The sequence below is a fragment of the Variovorax trehalosi genome (assembly GCF_051216415.1).
GTDB lineage: Bacteria > Pseudomonadota > Gammaproteobacteria > Burkholderiales > Burkholderiaceae_C > Variovorax.
Genome location: NZ_JBPJZG010000011.1, coordinates 73,627 through 95,600, shown reverse-complemented (window position 1 = coordinate 95,600; position 21,974 = coordinate 73,627). Strand labels below are relative to the sequence as shown.

The following is a 21,974-nucleotide window of genomic DNA, read 5'->3' as shown; positions in this document are numbered from 1 at the left end:
CTCACGGTGCGGCCCCTTCCAGGTCGAATTCGACGAGCCGCACATCGAGCAGCGAGTGGTCGCCGGCTTCGCTGATCAGCGTGCGCTGGCCGACGCCCGCGTACTGCTCTTCGCCGGCCAGCGGCAGCCAGTCGGTGCGGCGGCCCAGCGTGGTTTCGTCGCCGAGCGCATCGAGCTTGCCCGGATAGCGCATCGGCACCAGGCCGTTGAGCCCACGGCCGTCGTGCAGCACGATCTCGGCCGGCGCCCACAGCAGGTCGACCAGGTGCTGCGGACGCTTGAACTTGAGGCGGCGCACCGCATGCAGCGGCAGCCACGCATAGCCCGAAGGCGTGAGGAGTTCCAGCACGGCACCGATGCGCACGTCGCCATCGCAGAGCCAGGCGAATTCGGCGGTCTCGACCGGCTCGCCGTCGATGGCCTGCACGGCACGCGAATCGGACCGGTCGACGACGCTCAGCGTGCCTTGCGATGCGGGCGCGTCCTGCCGCGCCGCTTCGCGCAATGCAGCCGCTTCATCGGCCTGTTCGGGTGGCAGCACCGCAGCGGCAATGAGCCCGTCGACCCAGGCGGCCTGGCCGGCAACGACAGCCGGCGCGCGGCCGCCATTCCAGAATTCGGTGCGGTGGCGCTCGGCCGCCAGCGCCATCGCGCAGGTGGCACTCACCGGTGCGAAAGAGGGATCGATCTTCGCCGCGAGCTTGAGTTGGTCTTCAGCCCGCTGCCACTCGCCACGCAGCGCGAGAAAGTGGCACAGGGCAAGGCGCAGGCTGGCGTTCTGGGGGCTGGCGCGGATCTGCCGCTGCACCCATTCGGTGTGCTCGGCCACGGAGCGCTCGCCCAGGACTGCAAACCCATCTCCCATGAAGCTTCCTCATTGACTGACTCGCGCACGGCGCGTGCGCCGTGCGGTGGTGATCGATCCTTGGCTGGAAGGCGGGCCTTCTTTGCATCGGCGCGCGAGTTGCTCGCGCGGCCCGCCCCCGGCATGACGGCAACAGGAAGGCTCAGCGTTCCTTGTTTTCCTCGAAGGCTCAGCCCTCCTTGTTTTCCTTGAGGTTCCAGGCCAGCACCGTCTCGGCGCCCTTGCCGCCCTTGTCGGTCTGTTCCCAGTACTGCTGCTTGACCTTGGCGGCCTGGAACGCGAACTGCACCAGCACCGCATCGCCGCCCTGCTCTGCCGTGTACTGCACCGAGGTGACCAGCACTTCCTCGAGCGTGACGCGCGTGTATTCGATCTGCGTGCCGCCGGCCTTGCACAGCGACACCTCGACCTTGCTCAGGTGCTTGCCGCTTGCGCAGTTCTTCAAGATGGAAGGCGCCGCCTTGTCGATGCGCGCGAGCACCTGCAGGTCGTTGAAGCTGGCCTTGCCCACACCGCCGCCACCGCCGCTGACCATGTTGCCAGGCTGCGTTGCACCCCACGCGAACGACTTGATATCGCTCCAATCCTTGTGGTTCGAGTCCTTGGATTCGCCGTTCGCGCCCTCGACGCGCATGAACATGTCTACTGCCATGATTAACCCCCAAAGTTATTTGCGCCCTCGTGGAGCACCGTTGATTTAGCTGCTGTCCTTCTTGTTGGACGGCAGCTTCGAAACCAGCCGCAAGGAAACCGTCAGCCCTTCGAGCTGATAGTGCGGCCGGAGAAAAAACTTGGCGGCGTAGTAGCCGGGGTTGTCCTCGATGGCTTCCACCTGGACCTCCGCCGCCGCCAGCGGCTTCATTGCCTTCGTGTCCTGCGACGACGTGCCGGGGCTGCCGTCCACGTAGTTCATGATCCAGTCGTTGAGCCAGCGCTCCATGTCCTCGCGCTCGCGGAACGAACCGATCTTGTCCCGCACGATGCACTTGAGGTAGTGCGCGAAGCGGCAGCACGCGAACAGGTACGGCAGGCGCGCCGCGAGGTTCGCGTTGGCGGTGGCGTCGGCGTCGTAGTACTCGGCCGGCTGCTGCAGCGACTGCGCGCCGATGAAGGCCGCGAAGTCGGAGTTCTTGCGGTGCACCAGCGGCATGAAGCCGTTCTTGGCGAGTTCGGCCTCGCGCCGGTCGCTGATGGCGATCTCGGTGGGGCACTTCATGTCCACGCCGCCGTCGTCGGTGGGGAAGGTGTGGGTGGGCAGGTTCTCCACCGCGCCGCCCGACTCCACGCCGCGGATCGACGTGCACCAACCATACTGCTTGAACGAGCGGTTGATGTTCACGCCCATCGCATAGGCCGAGTTGGCCCAGGTGTAGCGGGTGTGCGCAGCCGAATCGGTTTCTTCCTCGAATTCGAATTCATCGACCGGGTTGGTGCGCGCGCCATACGGCAGGCGCGCCAGGAAGCGCGGCATGGCCAGGCCGATGTAGCGCGCATCTTCCGATTCGCGTAGCGAGCGCCATGCGGTGTGCTCGGTGTTCTGGAAGATCTTGGTGAGGTCGCGCGGGTTCGACAGTTCTTGCCACGAGTCCATCTGCATCACGGTGGGGGATGCGCCGGCGATGAAGGGGCAGTGCGCGGCCGCGGCGATCTTGGCCATCTCGCCGAGCATCTCGACATCGGGCGGGCTGTGGTCGAAGTGGAAGTCGCCGATCAGCGCGCCGAAGGGCTCGCCGCCGAACTGGCCGTATTCGGCCTCGTAGACCTTCTTGAACAGCGGGCTCTGGTCCCAGCCGATGCCCTTGTGGCGCTTGAGCGAACGCGCCACTTCGCGCTTGGAGGCGCACATCACGCGGATCTTGAGTTGCTCGTCGGTCTCGGTGTTGTTCACCAGGTAATGCAGGCCGCGCCATGCGCCCTCGAGCTGCTGGAAGTCCTCGTGGTGCAGGATCTGGTTGATCTGCTCGGAAAGCTTGCGGTCGATCTCGGTGATGATGCCCTGAACAGTGCGATAGGCATCGTTGGAGATGGTGACCGTGCTCTCCAGCGCCTGCACGGCGAGCGTCTTGACGGCGTTCTGCACCGCCTCGCGCGCCTGCTCGGTCTTGGGTTTGAACTCGCGCTGCAGGAGGTCGGAGAACTCGTTCGGCTCAAGCGCATCGACCGAGATGGTCTGTGCGCGTGCTGTCTGTTTGGGTGCGGTGCTCATGGTGGAGATCCTGTCGTCGGCTTGCTGTGCGTTTACTCGGAAGAACCGCTGGGCGCATGGCCAGCCTTCTCGTTCGCAGCATCGACCGCCTTCGCCACCGCCGGGTTGGGCGCCGATGCCAGCGACTTGAGGAGTTCGGGGTTCTGCAACGCCTGCGCGATCAGTTGCTCTGCGCCATTCTTGCCGTCCATGTACGAGAGCAGGTTCGACAGTTCGGTGCGTGCCGCCAGCAGTTGCTGCAACGCCCCCACCTGGCCCGCAATGCGCGCGGGCGAAAAGTCGTCCATGGTGTCGAAGGTGATGTCGACATTCATCTGGCCTTCGCCCGTGAGCGTGTTGGGCACCTGGAACGCCACGCGCGGCTTGATCGACTTCATGCGGTCGTCGAAGTTGTCGATGTCGACTTCCATGAAATCGCGCTCGGCCAGATCGGGCATCGGGTCCATCTGCTTGCCCGCGAGGTCGGCGATCACGCCCATCACGAAGGGCAGCTGGATCTTGCGTTCGCTGCCGTAGATCTCGACGTCGTACTCGATCTGCACGCGCGGCGCCCGGTTCCGCGCGATGAACTTCTGACCACTGTTTCTGACACGGTTGTCTGCCATAAGCTTCCTCTTGAAACTGAATGCGTGGGTCGGACCTGACTGTCTGTCCTGCCGGCTTCGCGCCTCCGGCATCTGCGGCAACGGCCGCCTATTCCGGGTTGGGCCCGCCGTTCAATGGCCGTCCGGCCAGGCTCTCTATCTTTTGCAATCCCTCGGGCACAAGCTCTTCGATGATCTGGAAGAAATTGAGGTCCATGAGTCTTTGCGCTCGCCGTATCAGCATGGGCGCCGGATGACTGGGCTCCGTGCGCTCCAGGTACTGGCAAGCCTTCTCCAACAGCACCTGCACATCATCGCGGCTCGATATTTCAATCTCTTTAATACCGGGTGCGCGTAGGCCTGCGCCGCCACTTGCAGCACCAGTGGCCGTGGCCTGCGCGCTCGAAGAAGACTGCGCAGTACCTTGTGGATTCACGTCGCTCTCCCCCGGAGGGCTTGGCACCGGATCGGGCTGCGCCTGCTCGGGCAGCAACTGCATCACGGTGCGAAGCGAGCGTTCGAGCCGGGAGAAATCCGGCGCCCAACTCTGTCCCAGTGCGCGCTCGGAGGTCTCGCGAATGCGCTGCAACAGTTCCAGCGCGGCGCGCAAGGCCACCACCGCGGGCGTTGCCTTCTCGTGCGCGCGGCGTGCCGCTTCACGCAACCGGCCGATACCCCCCGGGTAGTCGATCTGATCGGCCTTGCTCGAATCGAGCAGGGCCTCGACCTGCCGCAGGCTCACCGACGAACCCCCATCGTCGAGAAGGCGCGCGTCGCGCACGCTGCGCCCGAGCCCTTCGGTTTCAGCCAGCGCAGCCAGCGCGTTCATGCGCGGCAGCGGGTCTTCGAAGCCATCGGCAACGACGCGCGGGTACACGTCGTTCCAGAATTTCTGCAGCACCACATCGACCAGCCGAAGGCCGTCGACATAGCCGGACAGGCCGCGCGTCTCGGTCCATGCCAGAGTCAGCGGAACCAGCACCCGCAGGTCGCGCGTGCGTTCGCACAGCTGCCTGGCAATGCGTTCCACGCGGGCCCAGTCGGGAGGCTCTGCGGGAATGATCGTTGCGCCGAACTGTTGCTCTCGCTTGCCCGTCGTCGCCTGTTGCAACGCCATGAAATCGGGGTCGTACTCCAGATCTTCGCCACACGGAAGCGGGCCTTGGACAGGCGACTGCAACAAATCGATCTCACTCGGCAACAACCGGTCCCCCTTGTATTAACCATCGTCAACACTTGTTATCTTGAGGGGAACGAGAAGCATGGTCAACCGCAACCGAATGCAACGCGCGGCAATGAAATCCAAAGAAGTACAACCTCCTTTGAACATTACACAGAAGGCCTACAACCAAGCACACGCGAACGCGCGCGGCCGATGACAGGGTCATGCGCGAGACCTCGATGCAGGCGCGCCGCAAGGTGTTCGCGCGCTGGGTTTACAGAGGCCACAGCAGGCCCACGTCATGCATATGACATAACGAATTTCTAGACTGCCCCGAAGGCTTGCAACCGCAAAAAGCTCCAAGGGTCAGGGAAATTCCGAATGACGCGCACCGTCCAGGTTCACACCGCACTCAGTGCAGAGCAACTCAAGTTCCGCGCCATGCGTGGGCATGAAGGCCTCTCGCAACTGTTCGAGTTCGAGGTGGACATGGTCAGCACGAGCTTCAGCCTCGACCTGAAGACGCTGCTGGGCACATCGCTCACGATCGAACTGCGGGATGGCGGCGCACCGCGTTTTCTCAACGGCACCGTGGTGCGCTTCGAACTCGTCGGCCGCGCCAACGAAACCGGCCGCCACTACATCTACCGTGCACTGGTGCAGCCCTGGCTCTGGTACCTCACGCGCACCACCGACTGCCGCATCTTCCAGAACAAGAGCGTGCCCGAGGTGCTCGACGATGTGTTGGGCAAGTACGGCTTCCAGTTCGAGAAGCGCCTGGCCGGCAGCTACCGCCCGTGGGAATACTGCGTGCAGTATCAGGAGAGCGACTTCGCCTTCGTGAGCCGCCTCATGGAGCACGAAGGCATCGCCTATCACTTCGAGCACAGCAACGGCGCGCACCTGCTGGTGCTGGCCGACGACACAGGCGGCTACGCCAGGCTGCCGGGCCACGCGACCATTCCCTACCGTCCGCGCGACCGCGTGGTCAACGCGATGGAGCCGTGCATCGACCGGTGGCGCATCGCCGAGCAGATCACCTCGGGCCGCGTGATGCTGGATGACTTCGACTTCAGGAAGTCGCGCGCCTCGCTGCAAAGCGTGCAGCAGGACCCGAAGGGCCACGAGCATTCGACCTACGAAGTCTACGAATGGCTCGGCGGCTACAGCGAGCACGGGCAAGGCGATGCCTACGCCAAGGTCCGCCTGCAGGAGCTGCAGTGCGCGCACGAACTGGCTTCGGGACACACCAATGTCCTGGGCATGGCACCGGGCTACCTGTTCGAGATGACGCACTGCCCGCGCGAAGCCGACAACCGCGAGTACCTCGTCACCGAGACCCGCTACGACCTGCAGGAGCCCGAGTATTCGAGCGGCGGCAGCGCCGAATCGGTGTGCGAGTTCGACTTCACCGTGCTGCCCTCCACCGTCGCCTACCGCCCCACGCGCAGGACGCCCAAGCCGCGCACCAACGGCCCGCAGACCGCCACCGTCGTCGGCCCCGAGGAGATCTGGACCGACCGCTTCGGCCGCGTGAAGCTGCAGTTCCGCTGGGACCGCTACGGCCAGTCCGACGAGAACAGCTCCTGCTGGGTGCGTGTGTCGAGCAACTGGGCCGGCGCCAACTACGGCACGATGCACATGCCGCGCGTGGGCCAGGAAGTGATCGTCGATTTCATCGGCGGCGAGCCCGACCGACCCATCATCACCGGCCGCGTCTACAACAGCGACCAGATGCCGCCCTGGGAGCTGCCCGCCAACGCCACGGCCAGCGGCATCCTCACACGTTCGAGCACCGGCGGTGCTGCCAACCAGGCCAACATGCTGCGCTTCGAAGACCGCACGGGCGCCGAACAGATCCTGCTGCACGCAGAGCGCAACCTCGACGTGGAGGTCGAGGCCGACGAGACCCATACCACCGGCGGCACCCGCACCACCCTGATCAAGGGTCATGAGTCGGCCACCTACCAGAGCGGCGAGACGCGCGACATCACAGCGGGTGCGAAGGAAACCATCACCGGTGGCGACACGCGCGATGTGACAGGCGGTTTCGGCGAAACCATCAGCGGCGGCGTGAACCAGACGATCTCCGGCGGCAAGACGCGCATGCTCAGCGGCGGCCTGAACGACACCATCACCGGCGGCGTCAAGCTCGCCATCACCGGCGGCTTCAACGGCACCATCGACGGGCAGGAAATCCGTTTCGTGAGCGCGGGCCGCAACGACACGATCAACACCTCGAACACGGTGCTGGTCAACGGCCCCTCGACCACCACGGTGACCGGTCCGACGGTGCACACCTCGCCGGACGTGACCTTCAACACGACGAACCACATCCACAACACGACGCAGCACGTCATCAATACCAACGTCTACAACACGACGTCGAACACGTACAACAACCTCACCAACGACTACACGAACAATTCGAAGACCTACGTCAACAACTACGCGCAGAGCAGCGACTGGCGCCTGCGCCGCGCGGGCGGCGTGGGATTCCGGTTCTCCGCGGTCGGGGTGGCGCTGGACCTCTGGGGACTGCGCCAGCAGAACTACATTCTCAATTCGCAGTTCTCCGCAGTGCGTCTGGACGTGGCGGTGTTCCGGGCGCAGAACGAGGCGACCGAGATCAAGGGCACGGCGCTCAAGGTCGCCAACATCGGGATGAAGATCGCCAGTGGCGGCCTGGCCTTCTTCGCCAAGGCCATGACCATCAAGGTCTGAGCCGCCCATTGCCAATGGCCATCTGGGAGCAGATTCTCTGGGGTGTCTTCGCCGTGATGATGGGCGGGGCGTTGCTGTCCGGCGTCGCGGTAGTGGTGGCCGCCACGAGCGAGCAGCGCAAGTACAGCCGGGAGCGGCGCATCGGCAAAAGCCTCGGCAGCGCCGGCGTGGCTGCCCAGGGCACCGTGACACAGGTGCGGCGCTCCGAACACCAGCTCACCAGCCCGGGCAGCCACGGCCAACGCATGGTGGCGCTCGAGCTGACGCTGCAGATGCGCCCTCCCTCCCAGGTGCCGACCGTGGTGCTCAGGACGCTGATCGACGAGCTGCTGTTGCCGCGCCTCGCGGTGCCCGGCGCGACCATCCATCTCATGCAGGACCCCGACCATCCGTCGGTGGTGTCGGTGGACAGGCAACGCACGCCGCTGGAAGTGCCGCCTGCGCGGGGCTAGCGACCTGTGAAGACCGTCAAACCCCTCCGGCTGAGCCTCATCACCCGCCCCTTCCTCCGCGACGGCCGCCAGCGGCTGGGCGTGACCCTGATGGGCATGGTGTCGATGGGCGAAGCGCCGGTGCTCCTGCCCGAACCTGAGTTCTGGAAGGTCGCCGCCGAGGAGCTCGGTCCCACGGGTGCCATCGACCTGGGCATGCCCAAGGTCTGTGCCGAGTTCCTCGCGACCGGCCATGCCTACACCCACCACCAGAAGGAAAAGACCGCCTGCGCCGTCGCGCTGCGGGTCGGCGAGCTCACGCGACAACTGCTGGTGTTCGGCGACCGCTTCTGGCTCGACGGCCAGGCCACCGCACCGCAGCCCTTCGAATCGATGCGCCTGGACTGGACGCGCGCCTACGGTGGACCGAGCTTTGTGGAGAACCCGGCCGGCATCGGCCACGCTCACGAGACCGTCAACGGCCTCACCGTGCAGCGCGTGCCCAACATCGAGAACCCGCATCGGCGCCTGGACCGCCCGGACCGCGAGGTGGAGCCGGCCTGCTTCGACGCCATCCACCTGGCGCGCCCGAGCCGCATGCGCCTGATCGGACGGCACTACGACGCCCACTGGCGCGACAACCTGTTCCCCGGTTTCTCCGAGGACATGGACTGGCACTTCTTCAATGCCGCACCGCCCGAGCAACGCTGGACCGGGCGCGACAGCATCCCGAGCGGCACTCCCTACGAAATCTGGAACATGCACCCCACCCAGCCCCTGCAGAGCGGCCGGCTTCCGGACTGGCGGGCGCGCGCCTTCATCGCCCGCAAGACGGGTACCGGCCGGGACCCGGAGCACTTCGACGAAGTGCCCATGCGCCACACCACGGCATGGTTCTTTCCTCACCACGCGCAGGTGGCGCTGATCTATCACGGCGAGATCGACATCGCCGAGGACGATGCCGACGACGTCACTCACGTGATGCCGGCCATCGAGCGCGCCGGCGAACCGCAACGCCCGATTGCGCACTACTTCGAGATCCTGCAGCGCCGTTGCCATCCCGAGACTGGCGCGCTGTACGCGGCGTGCGACGATGAACTGCTGCCCCTCGAAGCCATCGGCCCCTGGCTCGACACGCTGGACGACGCCGAAGAATCCGCGCTCGTGCGCAACATGCGCGAACGCGGCGATCGCCTGCGCGAAGACATGATGCATAAGGCCCGCGAAGCCGGCCACGATCCACGCCTGCTGCGCGAACGGCCGCTGCCCGAGCCCTTCCGCAAGGCCCCGACGCTCGCCGAACTGCCCGCCTTCATCGAACGCACGCGGATCTTCGCGCAGGACCAGCGGCGCAAGCTCGAAGAAGGCCGCCAGGAGCTCCAGCGGCTGGGCCGGCGCAACGCGGTGGAATCGCGCAAGGTCGGCTTCGACACCGGCGACCTGGTGGAAAGCATCGATCGGGCAACGACCAAGGGGCCGCCCTCCATCGACGCACAGGGCGCGCTCAGGGGCATGTTCGGCATTGCACAGTCCACGGGCACTGCGCCCCTTCCGCCGGCGCAACAGCGGGAGTTTGCGCAGGTGGTGGAAAAGGGCCAGCGCGGGCTGCTCGACATGTACCGCGTGGGCGCGCAGCACCAGTCCGCGGCCGACGCCATGTCCGCCGAACGCGCCGCCGAGGCGCGCCGGCGTGTCCAGGAGGTCATGGCCACCACGCGCGATCTTTCGGAGATGGACCTCACGGGCGCCGACCTCTCGGGCATGGACCTGCGCGGCGCGCGCCTGCACCGGACGCTGTTCGAGAACGCGAACCTCGAGGATGCCCGGCTCGACGGAGCCGACGCCACCGAGGCCGTGCTGGTGCGCGCGCACCTGTCGCGCGCGTCGCTGGCCGGCTGTGTGCTGCACCGCGCCAACCTGAGCCTGGCGCAGTGCCTGCACACGGTGTTCGCCGGAGCGCATCTGCATGAAACCGCGGTCGAGAAGGCTCGCTTCGAGGCCTGCGATTTCGGGGGCGCCGAGCTCGAGCACCTCACGTTCCTGGGCATACACGTCGAGCGCTGCAGTTTCGACGAGGCCCGTTTCGCCTATGTGACCTTCATCGAACAGAGCAACCTGCGGGACTGCAGCTTCCGCGGCGCGGTCCTGCACAAGGTCGGGTTGATCTCGTGCGTCGCCGCGCGGCTGGACTTCACACGGGCGCAGCTCGAAGCCTGCGCCTGGGCCCATACGCCGGGCGACGACGGCATCGTGTTCCGCGAAGCGACGCTGCGCACCACCTGCTTCGTCGGCACCAGCAGCTTGCGCAACGCGGACTTCGAAGGCGCGACGCTGGTGCAATGCGGCCTGCGCGAGATGGCGCTCGACGGCACCCGCTTCGTGCGCGCCACGCTCGATACCTGCGACTTCTCTGCCTGCAGCTTCACCGGCGCCGACCTGAGCGCAGCCGACGCACCTGAAAGCCTGTTCATCCGCTGCGACTTCACACACGCCGCGCTGCGCGGCGCCAACCTCATGCATGCCAGCCTCCAGAAGGCCCGCCTGATCGGCACCGACCTGCGCGAGGCCAACCTGTTTCGCGCCGATGTGTCGCAGGCCCTGATCGACCACGTCACCGAGACACGTGGCGCGTACCTCGAGCAGGCCAAGACCCTCCCACGCCGCGCCGCGGACCCCGTGCGATGACGCGGGACGAACTGGCAGCAAAGACCCGCGGAGGCGAACACATCCAGGGCCAGGATTTCCGGGGCATGGACTTCGACGGACTCGACCTGCGAGGCGGCACCTTCGGCGCCTGCGACTTCACCCGCGCGAGCCTGCGCGGCGCGCTGCTGGCCGAGTCGGTGTTCGAGGCCTGCCGCTTCGACGAGGCAACGCTCGATACCGCCGACCTTCACCACTGCGCCTTCACCCGATGCGCCCTCCCCCGCGCGAGCCTGCGCTCGGCCACGCTGATGCACGCGGTTTTCACCGAGACCGAACTGCACGGCGCCGACCTGACCGACGCCCGGCTCGGCCAAGCCACCTTCCACCGGAGCACGCTCGACGGCGCAAGCTTCGAGCGCGCGGACCTCACGAAATCGGTGTTCGGCGAAAGCAGGCTCGACGGCACGCGTTTCGACGATGTGGCGCTGAACACCACGGTCTACTACCGCGCCGGGCTGCGCGGCGCGAGCTTCAGGGGGGCGAGCTTCCACAACGTCATCTTCAGCGAAGCCTCGCTCGCGGGGCAGGACTTCTCGGCACAGTCTTTTCACCTGTGCCAGTTCGTCGATGCCGACCTGGCCGGCTGCAACTTCTCCGGCGCGCGGCTGAGCCAGTGCAACTTCAAGGGGGCGAAGCTTGCCCAGGCGGTGCTTGCGAATGTGCACGCGCCGCAATGTCTTTTTCCGGAAGCCGACCTGCGCGGCGCCAACGCCAGTGGCGGACATTTCGACCAGAGCCTGTGGATCGACGCCCGGCTCGACGATGCCGACTTCTCGAGGTCGCGGCTTGAGCAATGCGTGTTCCATCGCGCCAGTTGCCGGCGCACCTCGTTCGCGCACAGCCACCTCGTGTATGCGGATTTTTCCTATGCCGACCTCGGCGACGCCGACCTGCGCGGCGCCACCTTCCATCGGACCCAGACACACCGCGCCATACAGGCCGGGACCCGCTGGAACGACCGCATCGGCGTGCTCGACAGCGACCCGGCGCTCTTCGAGGCCGAACGTTTCTCGGCCGCGCGCGCGAGCCGCCCGCAGCGCGCTGGCCGCGACACCTTCGGACGGCCGCTGCCGCCGCCCGATACACACGACATCTCATCCCCATGAACCACCGCGCCAATCGCAATCAGCCCTTGCCACTGCGCAACGATGCCGCCATCGACCACGACGCATCCGACGCCGAGATGCGCGCGCTGATGCGCAGGCCGATGCCATCTGCCGCCCCGGTCACGCCCGCATGGACCGGCAGCGCACTCGGCACGGTCCGGCAACAGCTCGCGGAAGGCGGCTTTCTCGTCGCTCCCCAGGACGGCACCGCATCCTGGCGCTGCCAGCGGGCCGCAAGCTGCCTGCTACAGCCGACCGCAGGCGACACGGTGCTCGTGGCCGGACCCCACCACGACAAGCTCTATCTGATCGCCGTCGTCACGCAGGCGGACCCGAGCCGCGCCGAGATCGTGACCGACGGTGACCTCACGATCCGCTCGCGACGCGGCACCCTCGCGCTGGAAGCACCCGCTTTGGCGCTCCAGGCCGCAAAGGCACAAGTCGACATCGCACAGATGGACTATCGGGGCGCCGAAGTGCGCGTGACCACGCTGGTCGCGCGCTTCGTGGGCCGGACGCTGGAGACTGTGCTCGATCGCCTGAGCGTGCTCACGCGCTCGAGCTTTCGCCTCACCGAGGAGGTCGAGCAAGTGCGGGCGGGCCAGATCGACATGCAGGCCTCCGAGAGCATGCGCCTGCACGCGAAGAACACCTTCGTCACCAGCAAGGCGCTGGTGAAAGTGGACGCCGAACAGATTCACATGGGTTGATCGAGAAAAGGAGCCTTTGCCATGTTTGCCAATGCACAGATGATGGGCGTGGACCTCGCCTTTCCCGATGTCTGCAAGACGCCGCCCGCACTTCCCATTCCCTACCCCAACTTCGCGCTCGGGCCGACCGCGATTCCCAACGCCTGGAACATCCTCTATGGCGGCACGCCCGTCCACAACATGGCGACCACCACGCCGATCACCAACGGCGACAACGCGGGCGTGCTGATGGGCGTGGTGTCGCAGACGGTGATGGGCCCCTCGCGTCATATCACCGGCGCGTTCACCGTGCTATTGAAGGGCACGCCCTGCACACGCGTGACCAGCCTTGCTGTGCAAAACCGCTGCAACATCGTCGGTATGCGGATCGTGCCGAGTCAGTTCAAGGTGCTGGTGTTGGCACCCTGAGACACCGGCCGCGGCCCAGATCTGAATCAAAAGGTCACGACGCACTTCCAAGCGCTCAGGACCGGGCTCGCAGTAATATTGTTAAAGGCGCTCTCGCCGGCGGTGGCACACCGGCGCGGGCTGGGTCGTTTGCTCCTCATTTGTCGAGATCCGAGATCTCCTTCCGGTTCAATTACGAGGGCGTCAGCCCAGCCGCTTGAGCGAAAGGCCAAGAGCCCCTCGGCTTCCAGACGCCGACTGGGATGTTCAGCCGAATCTTGTATCGACCGGTTGACTACGCCGTCAGCAGCACAAGAGACTAATCATGAAATGCACACAATGTGATGGCAGTCATCTTGAGGGGCCGACCGAGCCCAAGGGAATGAAGATTTGGAGGTGCATTGACTGCGGGTGCGAAATGGCAGGTCACTTTCACGATCTCGTCGAGCTTTCCGCACTTCCCAGGCAGGACTGGTTCAAGGGAAAATTCTTTGTTGGTGAGAAGGTCGACGCTACCAAGTAAGTTGGACTGAAGCATGGCCTTGAACAACTCTAGGCCCTGGAGACGGGACTCGGTTTCGAACTCCTCCAGCGTCATCAGAACCGCATCGCCGGTTTGAAGACTCGTCTTCCACGCTGGTCGCGGCGCTGCAGCGACGGGAACTCGACCTGGCCCTGATCCTGCCGGTCGTCGACCTGTCGGAGTCGCTGCTGACGGAGGTGTTGTGGTCCGACGGCTGGCTGGCAGCGATGCGCAGCGGCCACCCGAAGCTGCGCGAACATCTCAGTTCGATCGTCACGATTTTGAAGCTGTCGCACACGCCAGAAACATTCAAGGCGAACGTCAACATGGTCCACCCAAAATTCGGCGACACGAAAGACTTGGACTTCGGCGGCCCAACGCCGTAAGCCACAGACCTCTGGCGGGGCGGCCAGCCGGCACCGCTACGCCACGACCAAGCCGCCCTAGAGGCGGCTTTTTCATGGCTGTGATCATCACGATAATCGCCACCATGTCGTCGAAGCGAACCCCGAAGTCTTGCTCCTGCAAAGTCTGTCGGATGCTTCGTGGCGCTCCAGACACCCAAGTCCAGATGAAGCTTGAAGAGCGTGCCTTTCGCCGCAAGCAGAACCGCCGCACGAAACGAGGCGACGAGGATGTCTTGCCTGCCGGCGTCCGTGCCTTCCAGGGTTAGCACCTCATCCTATAGCCGCTTGCTAGTGTCGACGGTCGCTGGCATCGCCTTAAACGAAGTCAGGGCTTCGATCTTCTGCTCCAGTTTTTTGATCGTCTCTTCGAGCGCAGCTCGTTTGGCGTTGCGAACTTCAAGAGCCTTCTCCAGTTCCGACATGAAGATGATGAAGACGGCGGTGGAAAGATTGAGTGCATGCACTCCCAGCATGAGAATTTCGCTTCGCCTCGGAGCCGCATCGAGCCACCAGAACTGGAGAATTCCGCCGGCAGAATTCAGGATCATCAAAGCGATGAACGCTCTACCCGTCCAACGCTTCCAGAATCCGAACAGCCAAGCACGCTTCCCTTCGTCCAGCGCAGCGATCGAGATTGATATTCCGACAGCGGCGAGGATTGTGCTGATGACAAGGGTAGGAACGGAGAGATCCATGATGACGTCTGAGAGCTGTTTCGACGCCACTATATCGACGCACCCTCGGCCAGGCGTGCAGCGCGCCTACCAACGCCGATCTCAGCATTCAACGGTCAAGGATGGCTGCACCTGCATTCCAAGGTAATTCAGGGAACTCGGCACCATTCGAAGAACATGTCGAGCTCCCTCGACTTGTCAAAGATCGCATCAGCACCCAGTTCCAAGGCCCGGCGTCGCATTTCCTCCGTGGGATAGTTCGTCAACACCACCACCCGCTGATGCGCCATGCGCCCTTGGCAAGCGCGCAGGACTGTCAGACCGGTTCCTTCGCGAAGGAAGAGATCCACCACAGCGAGGTGCCACCCATCCCCGAAACTCTCGAGGACGGAGACAGCCTCGCTCGCCGTTTCCGCGATAGCCACAACATCCACGTCGGCGAGTTCAGCCAACGCGGGAATCAAGTTGTCCCTGATGGTCTTACTGTCTTCGATCAAGATGGTTGCGAGCGGCATAGCGGTTGCATCGGGCACGATATTTATTGTGTTGAATTGCAGACCGACCTTTCACTGGTTATACGGACAAGTCACGCCACACATGTAGGCCGAAAGCTCCACTTGTTTGCAGCCCATCGGATTTTGACTAGCATCAGGCACATTGCTCGATTCAAGGAAACCCATGCCCAAGCAGGCGCGACCTTCGCCCCCCAAAAATGCAACTGGCTTGGTCAAGGCGCTGAAGGAAAACAAGGAAGCGACGCGAGCAGTCGAGAAGGCTGCTGACGAGCTCGCGGTCGTACACGCCGTTCTAGAAAGCGAGCTACCCAAGGAGGTCATCTCGTCCGACGCTGATCAAGCGGTAGAGCGAACGAGTCAACTCGAAAAGCAACTCAGTGCATCGAGCGAGAAGCTAAAGAAGGTGAACGAGTCACTGGAACGAGAGTTGGCCAAGGGCAAGCCCTAGACACGGCGCCCCCCCTCTTCATCCCGCTACCTTCCCTCCGCGGCCTACCACCGGCCATCCAGGATGATCTGAGGCACGCTCAGTCGCTGTGACTCGGGCTCGAAACTGAACTGGAACGACACGTACTCTGCGCACTTCGCGAGCAGCGCTTCGCCACTGTGGCTGTAGAGGTCTGCGCCGACGGTGAGCTGCAGCTTCGCGTAGAACTCTCGTGGCCACCGTGTCGTCGCCCTGATGTGCTTGACGTGGCGCTCAGTCGCGAAGGCAATCGCGATCGCCGCCATCTCACCCCAGCGTCTCTTTCGGAAAGCCGGTGCTATCCAAGCCTGATCAAGTTCCACCTCGAGCTCCGCCTCATTCCTCCGGCCGGCGAAGGCATCCACGATCCACTTCAGCCTGAACGAGATGAAGCCCACGGCATCGCCATCGGCTCGCTCCGTCACGACCGCCAACAGATCGGTGGTCACGTATGCGCGCACCGCGGATCTCGCAGTCAGGACTTCGCCGCCGTGCTCTGAATAGAGGTCGATGCTGGTCCCGAGCTCGCGAAGATTCGCCTCCCTCAACGGCGTCGCGCTGAGCGGGCTGATGCCCTCCTCCGTCTTGTAGGTCTCATCGGCCTCGTGGAGCTTGCGCAGTTGTCGCGCCCAGGTTCGCATTCGCGCGCACTGCCGGGTAACGATGTAGACCACGCCCTCCACCTCATCCAGCGGCTCATCGTCGTCCCAAGCGACAGGCGTCACGGCTTTGGGGTAGATCGGCTCAATCGGCTTGGTGAGCCGGAGAAACAGGGGATGGCGGCGGCCGCGGGGTTGAGGCATGCGCTTTTCTAGCGCGGATCCCCAGAAAGCTTGAACACGGGCTTTTCGGTCGTGATCGACGCTGATGCGCTCACCCACTCAGCACAGCAACCCTTTGCAGCCATATCCAGTCATGAAAATGATGTACGTTCGATTGCCTTCGGAGAACGACTGGAAGGGCCTCGCACCTAAAGCTCCTTCGCGATTGAGGAACGCCAATAACTCCTCACCCGTTCCATTTGAAGGCAATTCCACAATGCTATGGTGGAAGACAGTCTGTTGAGTTTCATCTCGCACGAACACAGTGCTTCTCTCACCCCCCATGGAGGTGGACAGCACGAACCTTGCTCCCTTGGCGCCCTTTTCGTTCTTCGGCAGGCACGGCCATGAAGTGCGCCGCATGCACGAGCGAAGAGGTCCGGGTCATGACGACACGGCACACCGACTCCAAGGTGATTCGGCTGCCTGAGTCGCCGCGCGATCAGTACGTGAGCGATGAGCGATACGCTGAGATCTACAACGCGGCCAGCCCAGTGCTGCAGTGCATGCTGGAGATCAGCACCCAGACCGGCGCGCGTGAGGAATGATCTTCGACATCCGGATCGGCGATTTCAATGAAGCCCAGATCGAGTTGCGCGTGACGAAGAAGCGCAACGACAAGGGCTACATCACCAAGGCGTACAGCATGACGCCGGACCTGCGGGCGGCACTCGTTCATGCGCTCGAGCTCCGCAAGAAAAACCGAGGCGGTGCGGCCAGTCTGCCCAGCGATTACCTGTTCATCACGAAGCAAGGCAAGCCATACGGCAAAGAGGCGTTCAAGACGCTTTGGGGTGCAGTGCGGAAGAAGTTGGGCCTCAAACCGCGGGAGATCACCTTCCACGACATGCGCGCAAAGGCTGCGTCGGATTCCGACTCGGACGTGTCTGCGCAGGAGTTGCTGCACCACGAGGACGTGAAGGTGACGAAGCGCGTGTACCGCCGCAAGATCCCAACCGGCACCCCCTTGCCATCGGCAATCGGGGGACGTGGAAACAGCTGAAATCGGCTGGGTTTGTCAGGAATCGACGGGTTTGTCAAAACCAAAGAAAAACGGGTCAGAGCTTGTGGCTCTAACCCGTTGATCTAACTAACATTTTGGTCGGTGTGAAAGGATTCGAACCTTCGACCCCTTGCACCCCATGCAAGTGCGCTACCAGGCTGCGCCACACACCGAAGCCTGTGATTATAGCCGGCTGAAATCAGCGTCCGACGGTCAGGAGCTCACGAATTTCAAAAAGCTCGCGGCGAAGGTGCAACAACTGCGACAGATCGACCGTGCGCGGTGCGGTCTGGTCGGGGCTGTCCTGCACCACGGCGGCATCGAATTCTTCCTGGTCGATCTCGATCGCCTCCATGCCTTCGAGCGGCACTTCGCCGGCCTTGCGGCGGTCGCGTTCGCCCTGCACGAGCTCTTGCAGCTTGTTGCGCGCACCGCTGATCGTGAAGCCCTGATCGTAGAGCAGGTCGCGAATGCGGCGGATCATGAGCACTTCGTGGTGCTGGTAGTAGCGACGATTGCCGCGGCGCTTCATGGGCCGCAACTGCGTGAACTCTTGTTCCCAGTAACGCAGCACGTGCGGCTTGACGCCGCAGAGTTCGCCGACCTCACCGATGGTGAAGTAGCGTTTGACAGGAATCGGCGGGAGCGCTTTCTCCATTATTTCCATTGAAATCAAGACGGTGCGCGGGAAACCTGAGAGATTACTCTACGCAACCGCCGAGCGCCAAGCACTATTCGGTGCCCAGGCTCCACTCGACTTCGGATGAGCCGCTCTGCTCGATGCTTCCGTGAATCTGTTCCTTGAGCTTGGCGCTCGCATGGAACGTGGCAACGCGACGTTCGCCGATCGGAATGGCTTCGCCGGTGCGCGGATTGCGGCCGGGCCGCGGCGCCTTCACGCGAATCTGGAAGTTGCCGAAGCCCGAGATCTTCACGTCCGTGCCTTCGATCAGGCTGTTGGCCACGAGCTCGAAGAACGCCTCGACCATGTCCTTGGACTCGCGCTTGTTCAGCCCGATCTGCTCGAACAGCAGGTCGGCCAGGTGCGCCTTGGTGAGCGCCGGCGTTTCGAGGGCCTCGAGCGTGAATTCGGCAGCGTTCATCTTCATCCTCTCAAGCGGCCGCCGACCTTGGCGCCCAGTTGTTCGACGATTGCACGGACTGCGGGCTCGACCTGCTCGTCCGTCAGGGTGGCGCTGTCGCTCTGGAAACTCAGGCGCACCGCCATGCTCTTCTCGCCCTGCGCCAGCGCGCCAGGTGCCGCGATCGCTCCATCGCGCAGTGGCTGCGGGCGGTAGATATCGAACAGCGTCGCATCGCGCAGCAGGCCCTGTGCGGCTGCGGTGGTGCGGATCGCCTGCATCAGCGCGTCGTGCGTGACGGCTTCGGTGACCACGACCGCGATATCGCGTTCGACGGCCTGGTGCTTGGGCACCGGCTGCGCCACGGGCACAGGACGCGCAGTGATCGCATCGAGGTCGAGCTCGAACAGCACGGGTGCCTGCGCGAAGTCCCACTTCTGACGCCAGCGCGGATGCAGTTCGCCGACGAAGCCGATGGCCTTGCCGTCGACCGAGATGCGGGCCGAACGGCCGGGGTGCAATGCGGGATGCTCGGCTGGCTCGAAGCTCGGCACCAGCGGTGCGAGCAGCGCTTCGACGTCGCCCTTGACGTCGTAGAAGTCGATGCGCTGCGGCTTGCCGTCCCAGCGCGCCTCATCGGCGTCGCCCCAGGCGAGACCTGCCACGCGCATCGGCTGGTTCACACCACGCACGGTGCTGTCGGTGGTGACGACGCTGTCATCACGCATGAACACGCGGCCCAGCTCGAACACGCGCACGCGCGGCGCCTTGCGGTCGAGATTGAACTTGAGCACCTGCAGCAACGAGCCGAGCAGCGACGAGCGCATCACGCTCATCTGGCTCGCGATGGGGTTCAGCAGCTTGATGGGGTTGGCATTGCCGGCAAGGTCCTGCTCCCAGTGCGCTTCGACAAAGCTGAAGTTGATGGTTTCCTGGTAACCGAGTGCCGCGATGCTGCGGCGCACGGCGAAGCGGCTGCGCTGCGCTTCGGGGCGCACGCGGGCGGTGATGGGCGCGAGCGGCGCGGTGGTCGGCAGGTTGTTGAAGCCGATCAGGCGCGCGACTTCTTCGATCAGGTCTTCTTCGATCAGCAGGTCGAAGCGGTGCGGCGGCGGGGACACGGTCAGCGTGCCTTCGCCTTCGGTGATTGCAACGCCGAGGCGGTTGAGCGCATCGGCGCATTGCGCCTGCGTCAGCGGCATGCCGATCACACGCGCGGCACGCGCCACGCGCAGCGTGACGGGCACAGCTGCGGGCACATGCAGCGTCTGGTCGTCCATCTTGCCGGCTTCGCCGCCGCAGATTTCGAGGATCAGCTGCGTGATGCGCTCGATGATCTCGACACTGCGGCTCGGATCCACACCGCGCTCGTAGCGGTGACCCGCATCGGTCGAGAAGTTGAAACGGCGCGAACGGCCCTGCACGGCTTCCGGCCACCAGAACGCGGCCTCGACGTAGATGTTGCGGGTGTCGTCGGACACCGAGGTCGCATCGCCGCCCATGATGCCGGCCAGCGATTCGACTTCGCGGTCGTCGGCGATCACGCCGACCTTGTCGTCGACGGTGATCGTGGTGCCGTTCAGCAGCTTGAGCTGTTCGCCCGCCTTGCCCCAGCGCACCGTGAGGCCACCGTGAATCTTGTCGAGGTCGAAGATGTGGCTGGGCTGGCCATACTCGAACATCACGTAGTTCGAGATGTCGACCAGCGGCGTCACGCTGCGCTGGCCGCAGCGCGCAAGGCGCTCGACCATCCAGGCGGGCGTGGCGACGGTGGTGTTCACACCGCGCACGATGCGGCCGGAGAAGCGGCCGCAGAGTTCGGGGGCCTCGACCTTGACCGGCAGCACGTCGGTGAACGAAGGGGCCACGGGCGCGATCGCCGGTGTCTTGAGCGGCGCTCCGGTGAGCGCCGCGAGTTCGCGTGCGACACCGTAGACGCTCAGGCCATGCGCGAGGTTCGGCGTGAGCTTGAGGGTCAGCAGCGCGTCGTCGAGCTTGAGCACATCGCGCACGTCGGCACCGATGGGCGCATCGGCATCGAGCTCGAGCAGACCGCCGTGGTCTTCGCTCAGCTTCAGCTCGCGCGCCGAGCACAGCATGCCCTGGCTCTCGACGCCGCGCAGCTTGCCGAGCTTGATGAGGAAGGGCTTGCCGTCTTCACCAGGCGGCAGTTCGGCGCCGACGAGCGCGCAAGGCACCTTGATGCCGACGCGCGCATTGGGCGCGCCGCACACGATGTTGAGCAAGGCACCCTGCCCCGCATCGACCTGGCACACGCGCAGGCGATCAGCATTCGGGTGTTGCACCGCTTCCTTGATTTCGCCGACCACGATGCGCGTAAACGGCGGCGCCACCGGTCGGCGCTCTTCAACCTCGAAGCCGCCCATGGTGAGCGTTTCGGCCAGCGTGGCGCTGTCGAGGGGCGGGTTGCAGAACTCGCGCAGCCAGGATTCCGGGAATTGCATCTCTTCGATCTCGATCTGGTTTTTCTATGGATGGGTGCTTACTGGAACTGCGAGAGAAAACGCAGGTCGCCGTCGAAGAAGAGGCGCAGGTCGTTCACGCCGTAGCGCAGCATCGTGAGCCGGTCGGGGCCCATGCCGAAGGCGAAGCCGATGTAGCGCTCGGGGTCAAGCCCCATGTTGCGCACGACGTTCGGATGCACTTGGCCCGAACCCGACACCTCGAGCCAGCGGCCGGCCAGCGGGCCGCTCGCGAACTGGATGTCGATCTCGGCGCTCGGCTCGGTGAACGGGAAGAAGCTCGGGCGGAAACGCAGCACGAGGTCGTCGCGCTCGAAGAAGGTGCGACAGAAGTCGGTGAAGACGACCTTCAGGTCCTTGAAGCTCACGTTCTCCCCGAGCCACAGGCCTTCGCACTGGTGGAACATGGGCGAGTGGGTGGCGTCGCTGTCGACGCGGTAGGTGCGGCCCGGCGCGATCACGCGAATTTCGGGTGCCTTGACGGTACCGGTGGTGTCGGCGGCAGCCGCGGCGAACTCGGCCGCGTACTTCTTAATGTGCTGATGCGCATAGCGCACCTGCATCGGGCTGGTGTGCGGACGCAGGTTGTAAGGGATGCCGTCGTCGCCGTTCAGGTCGACGTAGAAGGTGTCCTGCATCGAGCGCGCAGGATGGTTCGGCGGGTTGTTGAGCGATGTGAAGCTGTGCCAGTCGCTCTCGATCTCGGGGCCGTCGGCCACGTCGAAGCCCATGCTCGAGAAGATCTCCTCGATGCGTTCCAGCGTGCGGCTCACGGGGTGCAATCCACCGGGAATGCGGCGGCGGCCGGGCAAGCTCACGTCGAGCGCTTCGGCACGCAGTTGCTGGGAGAGTTCTTCGTCGGCCAGTTGCTGGCGGCGATCGGTCAGCGCGGACTCGATGGCCTGCTTGGCCACGTTGATCGCAGCGCCACGGGACTTCTTCTCCTCGACACTCAGCGCGGCCATGCCCTTCATCAACTCGGTGATGCGGCCCGATTTGCCGAGGAACTGGGCCTTGGCGTTTTCGAGCTCGGCGGGCGTTTTCGCTTCGGCGAAGGCGGCGCGTGCGGTGGCTGCAAGGGAGTCCAACTCGTTCATGGCAACAAAAATCTTCGAGGGG

General features: G+C 64.4%; 22 protein-coding genes and 1 tRNA gene. 10 read left to right on the top strand and 13 right to left on the bottom strand.

From position 1 onward, the window contains the following. Window position 1: 1 nt before the first annotated feature. From ACSFA7_RS30755 to tssA, 5 genes are all read right to left on the bottom strand, one after another. The gene (locus ACSFA7_RS30755) at window positions 2-865 is read right to left on the bottom strand and encodes a type VI secretion system accessory protein TagJ (protein WP_435502850.1); all 864 of its coding nucleotides are present in this window, start codon (window positions 863-865) and stop codon (window positions 2-4) included. A 169-nt stretch (window positions 866-1,034) separates the two neighbouring features. Beyond that, a complete protein-coding gene (locus ACSFA7_RS30750; RefSeq protein WP_280810829.1) occupies window positions 1,035-1,517 on the bottom strand; it encodes an Hcp family type VI secretion system effector in 483 nt (160 codons plus the stop codon). 45 nt (window positions 1,518-1,562) lie between these two features. Continuing rightward, a complete protein-coding gene (gene tssC / locus ACSFA7_RS30745; RefSeq protein ID WP_435502849.1) occupies window positions 1,563-3,071 on the bottom strand; it encodes a type VI secretion system contractile sheath large subunit in 1,509 nt (502 codons plus the stop codon). 32 nt (window positions 3,072-3,103) lie between these two features. Continuing rightward, on the bottom strand, window positions 3,104-3,676 hold the full coding sequence (gene tssB / locus ACSFA7_RS30740; protein WP_435502848.1) for a type VI secretion system contractile sheath small subunit: 573 nt from the start codon (window positions 3,674-3,676) through the stop codon (window positions 3,104-3,106). Window positions 3,677-3,764: 88 nt separating this feature from the next. Continuing rightward, window positions 3,765-4,859 (bottom strand): type VI secretion system protein TssA, encoded by a 1,095-nt coding sequence (gene tssA, locus ACSFA7_RS30735; RefSeq protein ID WP_435502847.1) that lies wholly within the window; start codon window positions 4,857-4,859, stop codon window positions 3,765-3,767. Window positions 4,860-5,198: 339 nt separating this feature from the next. On the opposite strand from tssA, the gene ACSFA7_RS30730 reads away from it, so the two are divergent. The 7 genes from ACSFA7_RS30730 to ACSFA7_RS30700 all read left to right on the top strand — a co-directional run bounded on the left by ACSFA7_RS30730 (window position 5,199) and on the right by ACSFA7_RS30700 (window position 13,790). Next, window positions 5,199-7,541: a type VI secretion system Vgr family protein gene (locus ACSFA7_RS30730; protein ID WP_435502846.1), complete on the top strand. Its 2,343-nt coding sequence runs from the start codon at window positions 5,199-5,201 to the stop codon at window positions 7,539-7,541. 8 nt (window positions 7,542-7,549) lie between these two features. Next, window positions 7,550-7,993 carry a hypothetical protein gene (locus ACSFA7_RS30725; protein ID WP_435502845.1) on the top strand — a complete coding sequence of 148 codons (444 nt, stop codon included), beginning with the start codon at window positions 7,550-7,552 and terminating at the stop codon, window positions 7,991-7,993. Between the two features lie 6 nt (window positions 7,994-7,999). Next, entirely contained in the window at window positions 8,000-10,657 is a 2,658-nt protein-coding gene (locus ACSFA7_RS30720; protein WP_435502844.1) for a DUF2169 family type VI secretion system accessory protein, read from the top strand. A gap of 65 nt (window positions 10,658-10,722) precedes the next feature. Next, window positions 10,723-11,784, top strand: coding sequence for a pentapeptide repeat-containing protein (locus tag ACSFA7_RS30715; protein WP_435502843.1), 1,062 nt, complete (start codon window positions 10,723-10,725; stop codon window positions 11,782-11,784). Further along, on the top strand, window positions 11,781-12,494 hold the full coding sequence (locus tag ACSFA7_RS30710) for a DUF3540 domain-containing protein (protein WP_435502842.1): 714 nt from the start codon (window positions 11,781-11,783) through the stop codon (window positions 12,492-12,494). Before ACSFA7_RS30715 ends, ACSFA7_RS30710 begins: the two co-directional genes overlap by 4 nt. Before the next feature lie 21 nt (window positions 12,495-12,515). Beyond that, entirely contained in the window at window positions 12,516-12,902 is a 387-nt protein-coding gene (locus ACSFA7_RS30705; RefSeq protein WP_435502841.1) for a DUF4150 domain-containing protein, read from the top strand. Window positions 12,903-13,604: 702 nt separating this feature from the next. Next, entirely contained in the window at window positions 13,605-13,790 is a 186-nt protein-coding gene (locus ACSFA7_RS30700) for a hypothetical protein (RefSeq protein ID WP_435502840.1), read from the top strand. A gap of 296 nt (window positions 13,791-14,086) precedes the next feature. Here the strand turns inward: ACSFA7_RS30700 and ACSFA7_RS30695 are convergent, their stop codons facing one another. Both ACSFA7_RS30695 and ACSFA7_RS30690 read right to left on the bottom strand, forming a co-directional pair. Further along, window positions 14,087-14,506: a hypothetical protein gene (locus tag ACSFA7_RS30695; RefSeq protein WP_435502839.1), complete on the bottom strand. Its 420-nt coding sequence runs from the start codon at window positions 14,504-14,506 to the stop codon at window positions 14,087-14,089. A 128-nt stretch (window positions 14,507-14,634) separates the two neighbouring features. Next, window positions 14,635-15,000, bottom strand: coding sequence for a response regulator (locus ACSFA7_RS30690; protein ID WP_435502953.1), 366 nt, complete (start codon window positions 14,998-15,000; stop codon window positions 14,635-14,637). Window positions 15,001-15,163: 163 nt separating this feature from the next. On the opposite strand from ACSFA7_RS30690, the gene ACSFA7_RS30685 reads away from it, so the two are divergent. Continuing rightward, entirely contained in the window at window positions 15,164-15,448 is a 285-nt protein-coding gene (locus ACSFA7_RS30685) for a hypothetical protein (protein WP_435502838.1), read from the top strand. A gap of 44 nt (window positions 15,449-15,492) precedes the next feature. Here ACSFA7_RS30685 and ACSFA7_RS30680 read toward each other — a convergent pair whose 3' ends face one another. Further along, complete coding sequence (locus ACSFA7_RS30680; RefSeq protein WP_435502837.1) at window positions 15,493-16,269, bottom strand: hypothetical protein; 777 nt, start codon at window positions 16,267-16,269, stop codon at window positions 15,493-15,495. Between the two features lie 404 nt (window positions 16,270-16,673). On the opposite strand from ACSFA7_RS30680, the gene ACSFA7_RS30675 reads away from it, so the two are divergent. Next, window positions 16,674-16,835, top strand: coding sequence for a hypothetical protein (locus tag ACSFA7_RS30675; RefSeq protein ID WP_435502836.1), 162 nt, complete (start codon window positions 16,674-16,676; stop codon window positions 16,833-16,835). Next, window positions 16,832-17,290, top strand: coding sequence for a tyrosine-type recombinase/integrase (locus ACSFA7_RS30670; protein WP_435502835.1), 459 nt, complete (start codon window positions 16,832-16,834; stop codon window positions 17,288-17,290). The genes ACSFA7_RS30675 and ACSFA7_RS30670 overlap by 4 nt, the downstream gene beginning before the upstream one ends. Window positions 17,291-17,386: 96 nt before the next feature. On the opposite strand, the gene ACSFA7_RS30665 is transcribed toward ACSFA7_RS30670, so the two are convergent. From ACSFA7_RS30665 to pheS, 5 genes are all read right to left on the bottom strand, one after another. Beyond that, window positions 17,387-17,463 (bottom strand) — tRNA-Pro (locus ACSFA7_RS30665). 26 nt (window positions 17,464-17,489) lie between these two features. Then, window positions 17,490-17,948, bottom strand: a complete 459-nt coding sequence (locus ACSFA7_RS30660) for a MerR family transcriptional regulator (protein ID WP_206179605.1) — start codon at window positions 17,946-17,948, stop codon at window positions 17,490-17,492. Between the two features lie 73 nt (window positions 17,949-18,021). Further along, a complete protein-coding gene (locus tag ACSFA7_RS30655; RefSeq protein ID WP_198784729.1) occupies window positions 18,022-18,393 on the bottom strand; it encodes an integration host factor subunit alpha in 372 nt (123 codons plus the stop codon). Window positions 18,394-18,395: 2 nt separating this feature from the next. Continuing rightward, the gene (pheT, locus tag ACSFA7_RS30650; protein WP_435502834.1) at window positions 18,396-20,837 is read right to left on the bottom strand and encodes a phenylalanine--tRNA ligase subunit beta; all 2,442 of its coding nucleotides are present in this window, start codon (window positions 20,835-20,837) and stop codon (window positions 18,396-18,398) included. 38 nt (window positions 20,838-20,875) lie between these two features. After that, on the bottom strand, window positions 20,876-21,952 hold the full coding sequence (pheS, locus tag ACSFA7_RS30645) for a phenylalanine--tRNA ligase subunit alpha (protein ID WP_435502833.1): 1,077 nt from the start codon (window positions 21,950-21,952) through the stop codon (window positions 20,876-20,878). Window positions 21,953-21,974: the final 22 nt, after the last annotated feature.

Coding starts and splice junctions, on each gene's coding strand:
- ACSFA7_RS30755 (WP_435502850.1), bottom strand. CDS start 865: ATGGGAGATGGGTTTGCAGTCCTGGGCGAGCGCTCCGTGGCCGAGCAC.
- ACSFA7_RS30750 (WP_280810829.1), bottom strand. CDS start 1,517: ATGGCAGTAGACATGTTCATGCGCGTCGAGGGCGCGAACGGCGAATCC.
- tssC (WP_435502849.1), bottom strand. CDS start 3,071: ATGAGCACCGCACCCAAACAGACAGCACGCGCACAGACCATCTCGGTC.
- tssB (WP_435502848.1), bottom strand. CDS start 3,676: ATGGCAGACAACCGTGTCAGAAACAGTGGTCAGAAGTTCATCGCGCGG.
- ACSFA7_RS30730 (WP_435502846.1), top strand. CDS start 5,199: ATGACGCGCACCGTCCAGGTTCACACCGCACTCAGTGCAGAGCAACTC.
- ACSFA7_RS30715 (WP_435502843.1), top strand. CDS start 10,723: ATGGACTTCGACGGACTCGACCTGCGAGGCGGCACCTTCGGCGCCTGC.
- ACSFA7_RS30710 (WP_435502842.1), top strand. CDS start 11,781: ATGAACCACCGCGCCAATCGCAATCAGCCCTTGCCACTGCGCAACGAT.
- ACSFA7_RS30705 (WP_435502841.1), top strand. CDS start 12,516: ATGTTTGCCAATGCACAGATGATGGGCGTGGACCTCGCCTTTCCCGAT.
- ACSFA7_RS30695 (WP_435502839.1), bottom strand. CDS start 14,506: ATGGATCTCTCCGTTCCTACCCTTGTCATCAGCACAATCCTCGCCGCT.
- ACSFA7_RS30690 (WP_435502953.1), bottom strand. CDS start 15,000: ATGCCGCTCGCAACCATCTTGATCGAAGACAGTAAGACCATCAGGGAC.
- ACSFA7_RS30685 (WP_435502838.1), top strand. CDS start 15,164: ATGCCCAAGCAGGCGCGACCTTCGCCCCCCAAAAATGCAACTGGCTTG.
- ACSFA7_RS30680 (WP_435502837.1), bottom strand. CDS start 16,269: ATGCCTCAACCCCGCGGCCGCCGCCATCCCCTGTTTCTCCGGCTCACC.
- ACSFA7_RS30675 (WP_435502836.1), top strand. CDS start 16,674: ATGACGACACGGCACACCGACTCCAAGGTGATTCGGCTGCCTGAGTCG.
- ACSFA7_RS30670 (WP_435502835.1), top strand. CDS start 16,832: ATGATCTTCGACATCCGGATCGGCGATTTCAATGAAGCCCAGATCGAG.
- ACSFA7_RS30660 (WP_206179605.1), bottom strand. CDS start 17,948: ATGGAGAAAGCGCTCCCGCCGATTCCTGTCAAACGCTACTTCACCATC.
- ACSFA7_RS30655 (WP_198784729.1), bottom strand. CDS start 18,393: ATGAACGCTGCCGAATTCACGCTCGAGGCCCTCGAAACGCCGGCGCTC.
- pheT (WP_435502834.1), bottom strand. CDS start 20,837: ATGCAATTCCCGGAATCCTGGCTGCGCGAGTTCTGCAACCCGCCCCTC.
- pheS (WP_435502833.1), bottom strand. CDS start 21,952: ATGAACGAGTTGGACTCCCTTGCAGCCACCGCACGCGCCGCCTTCGCC.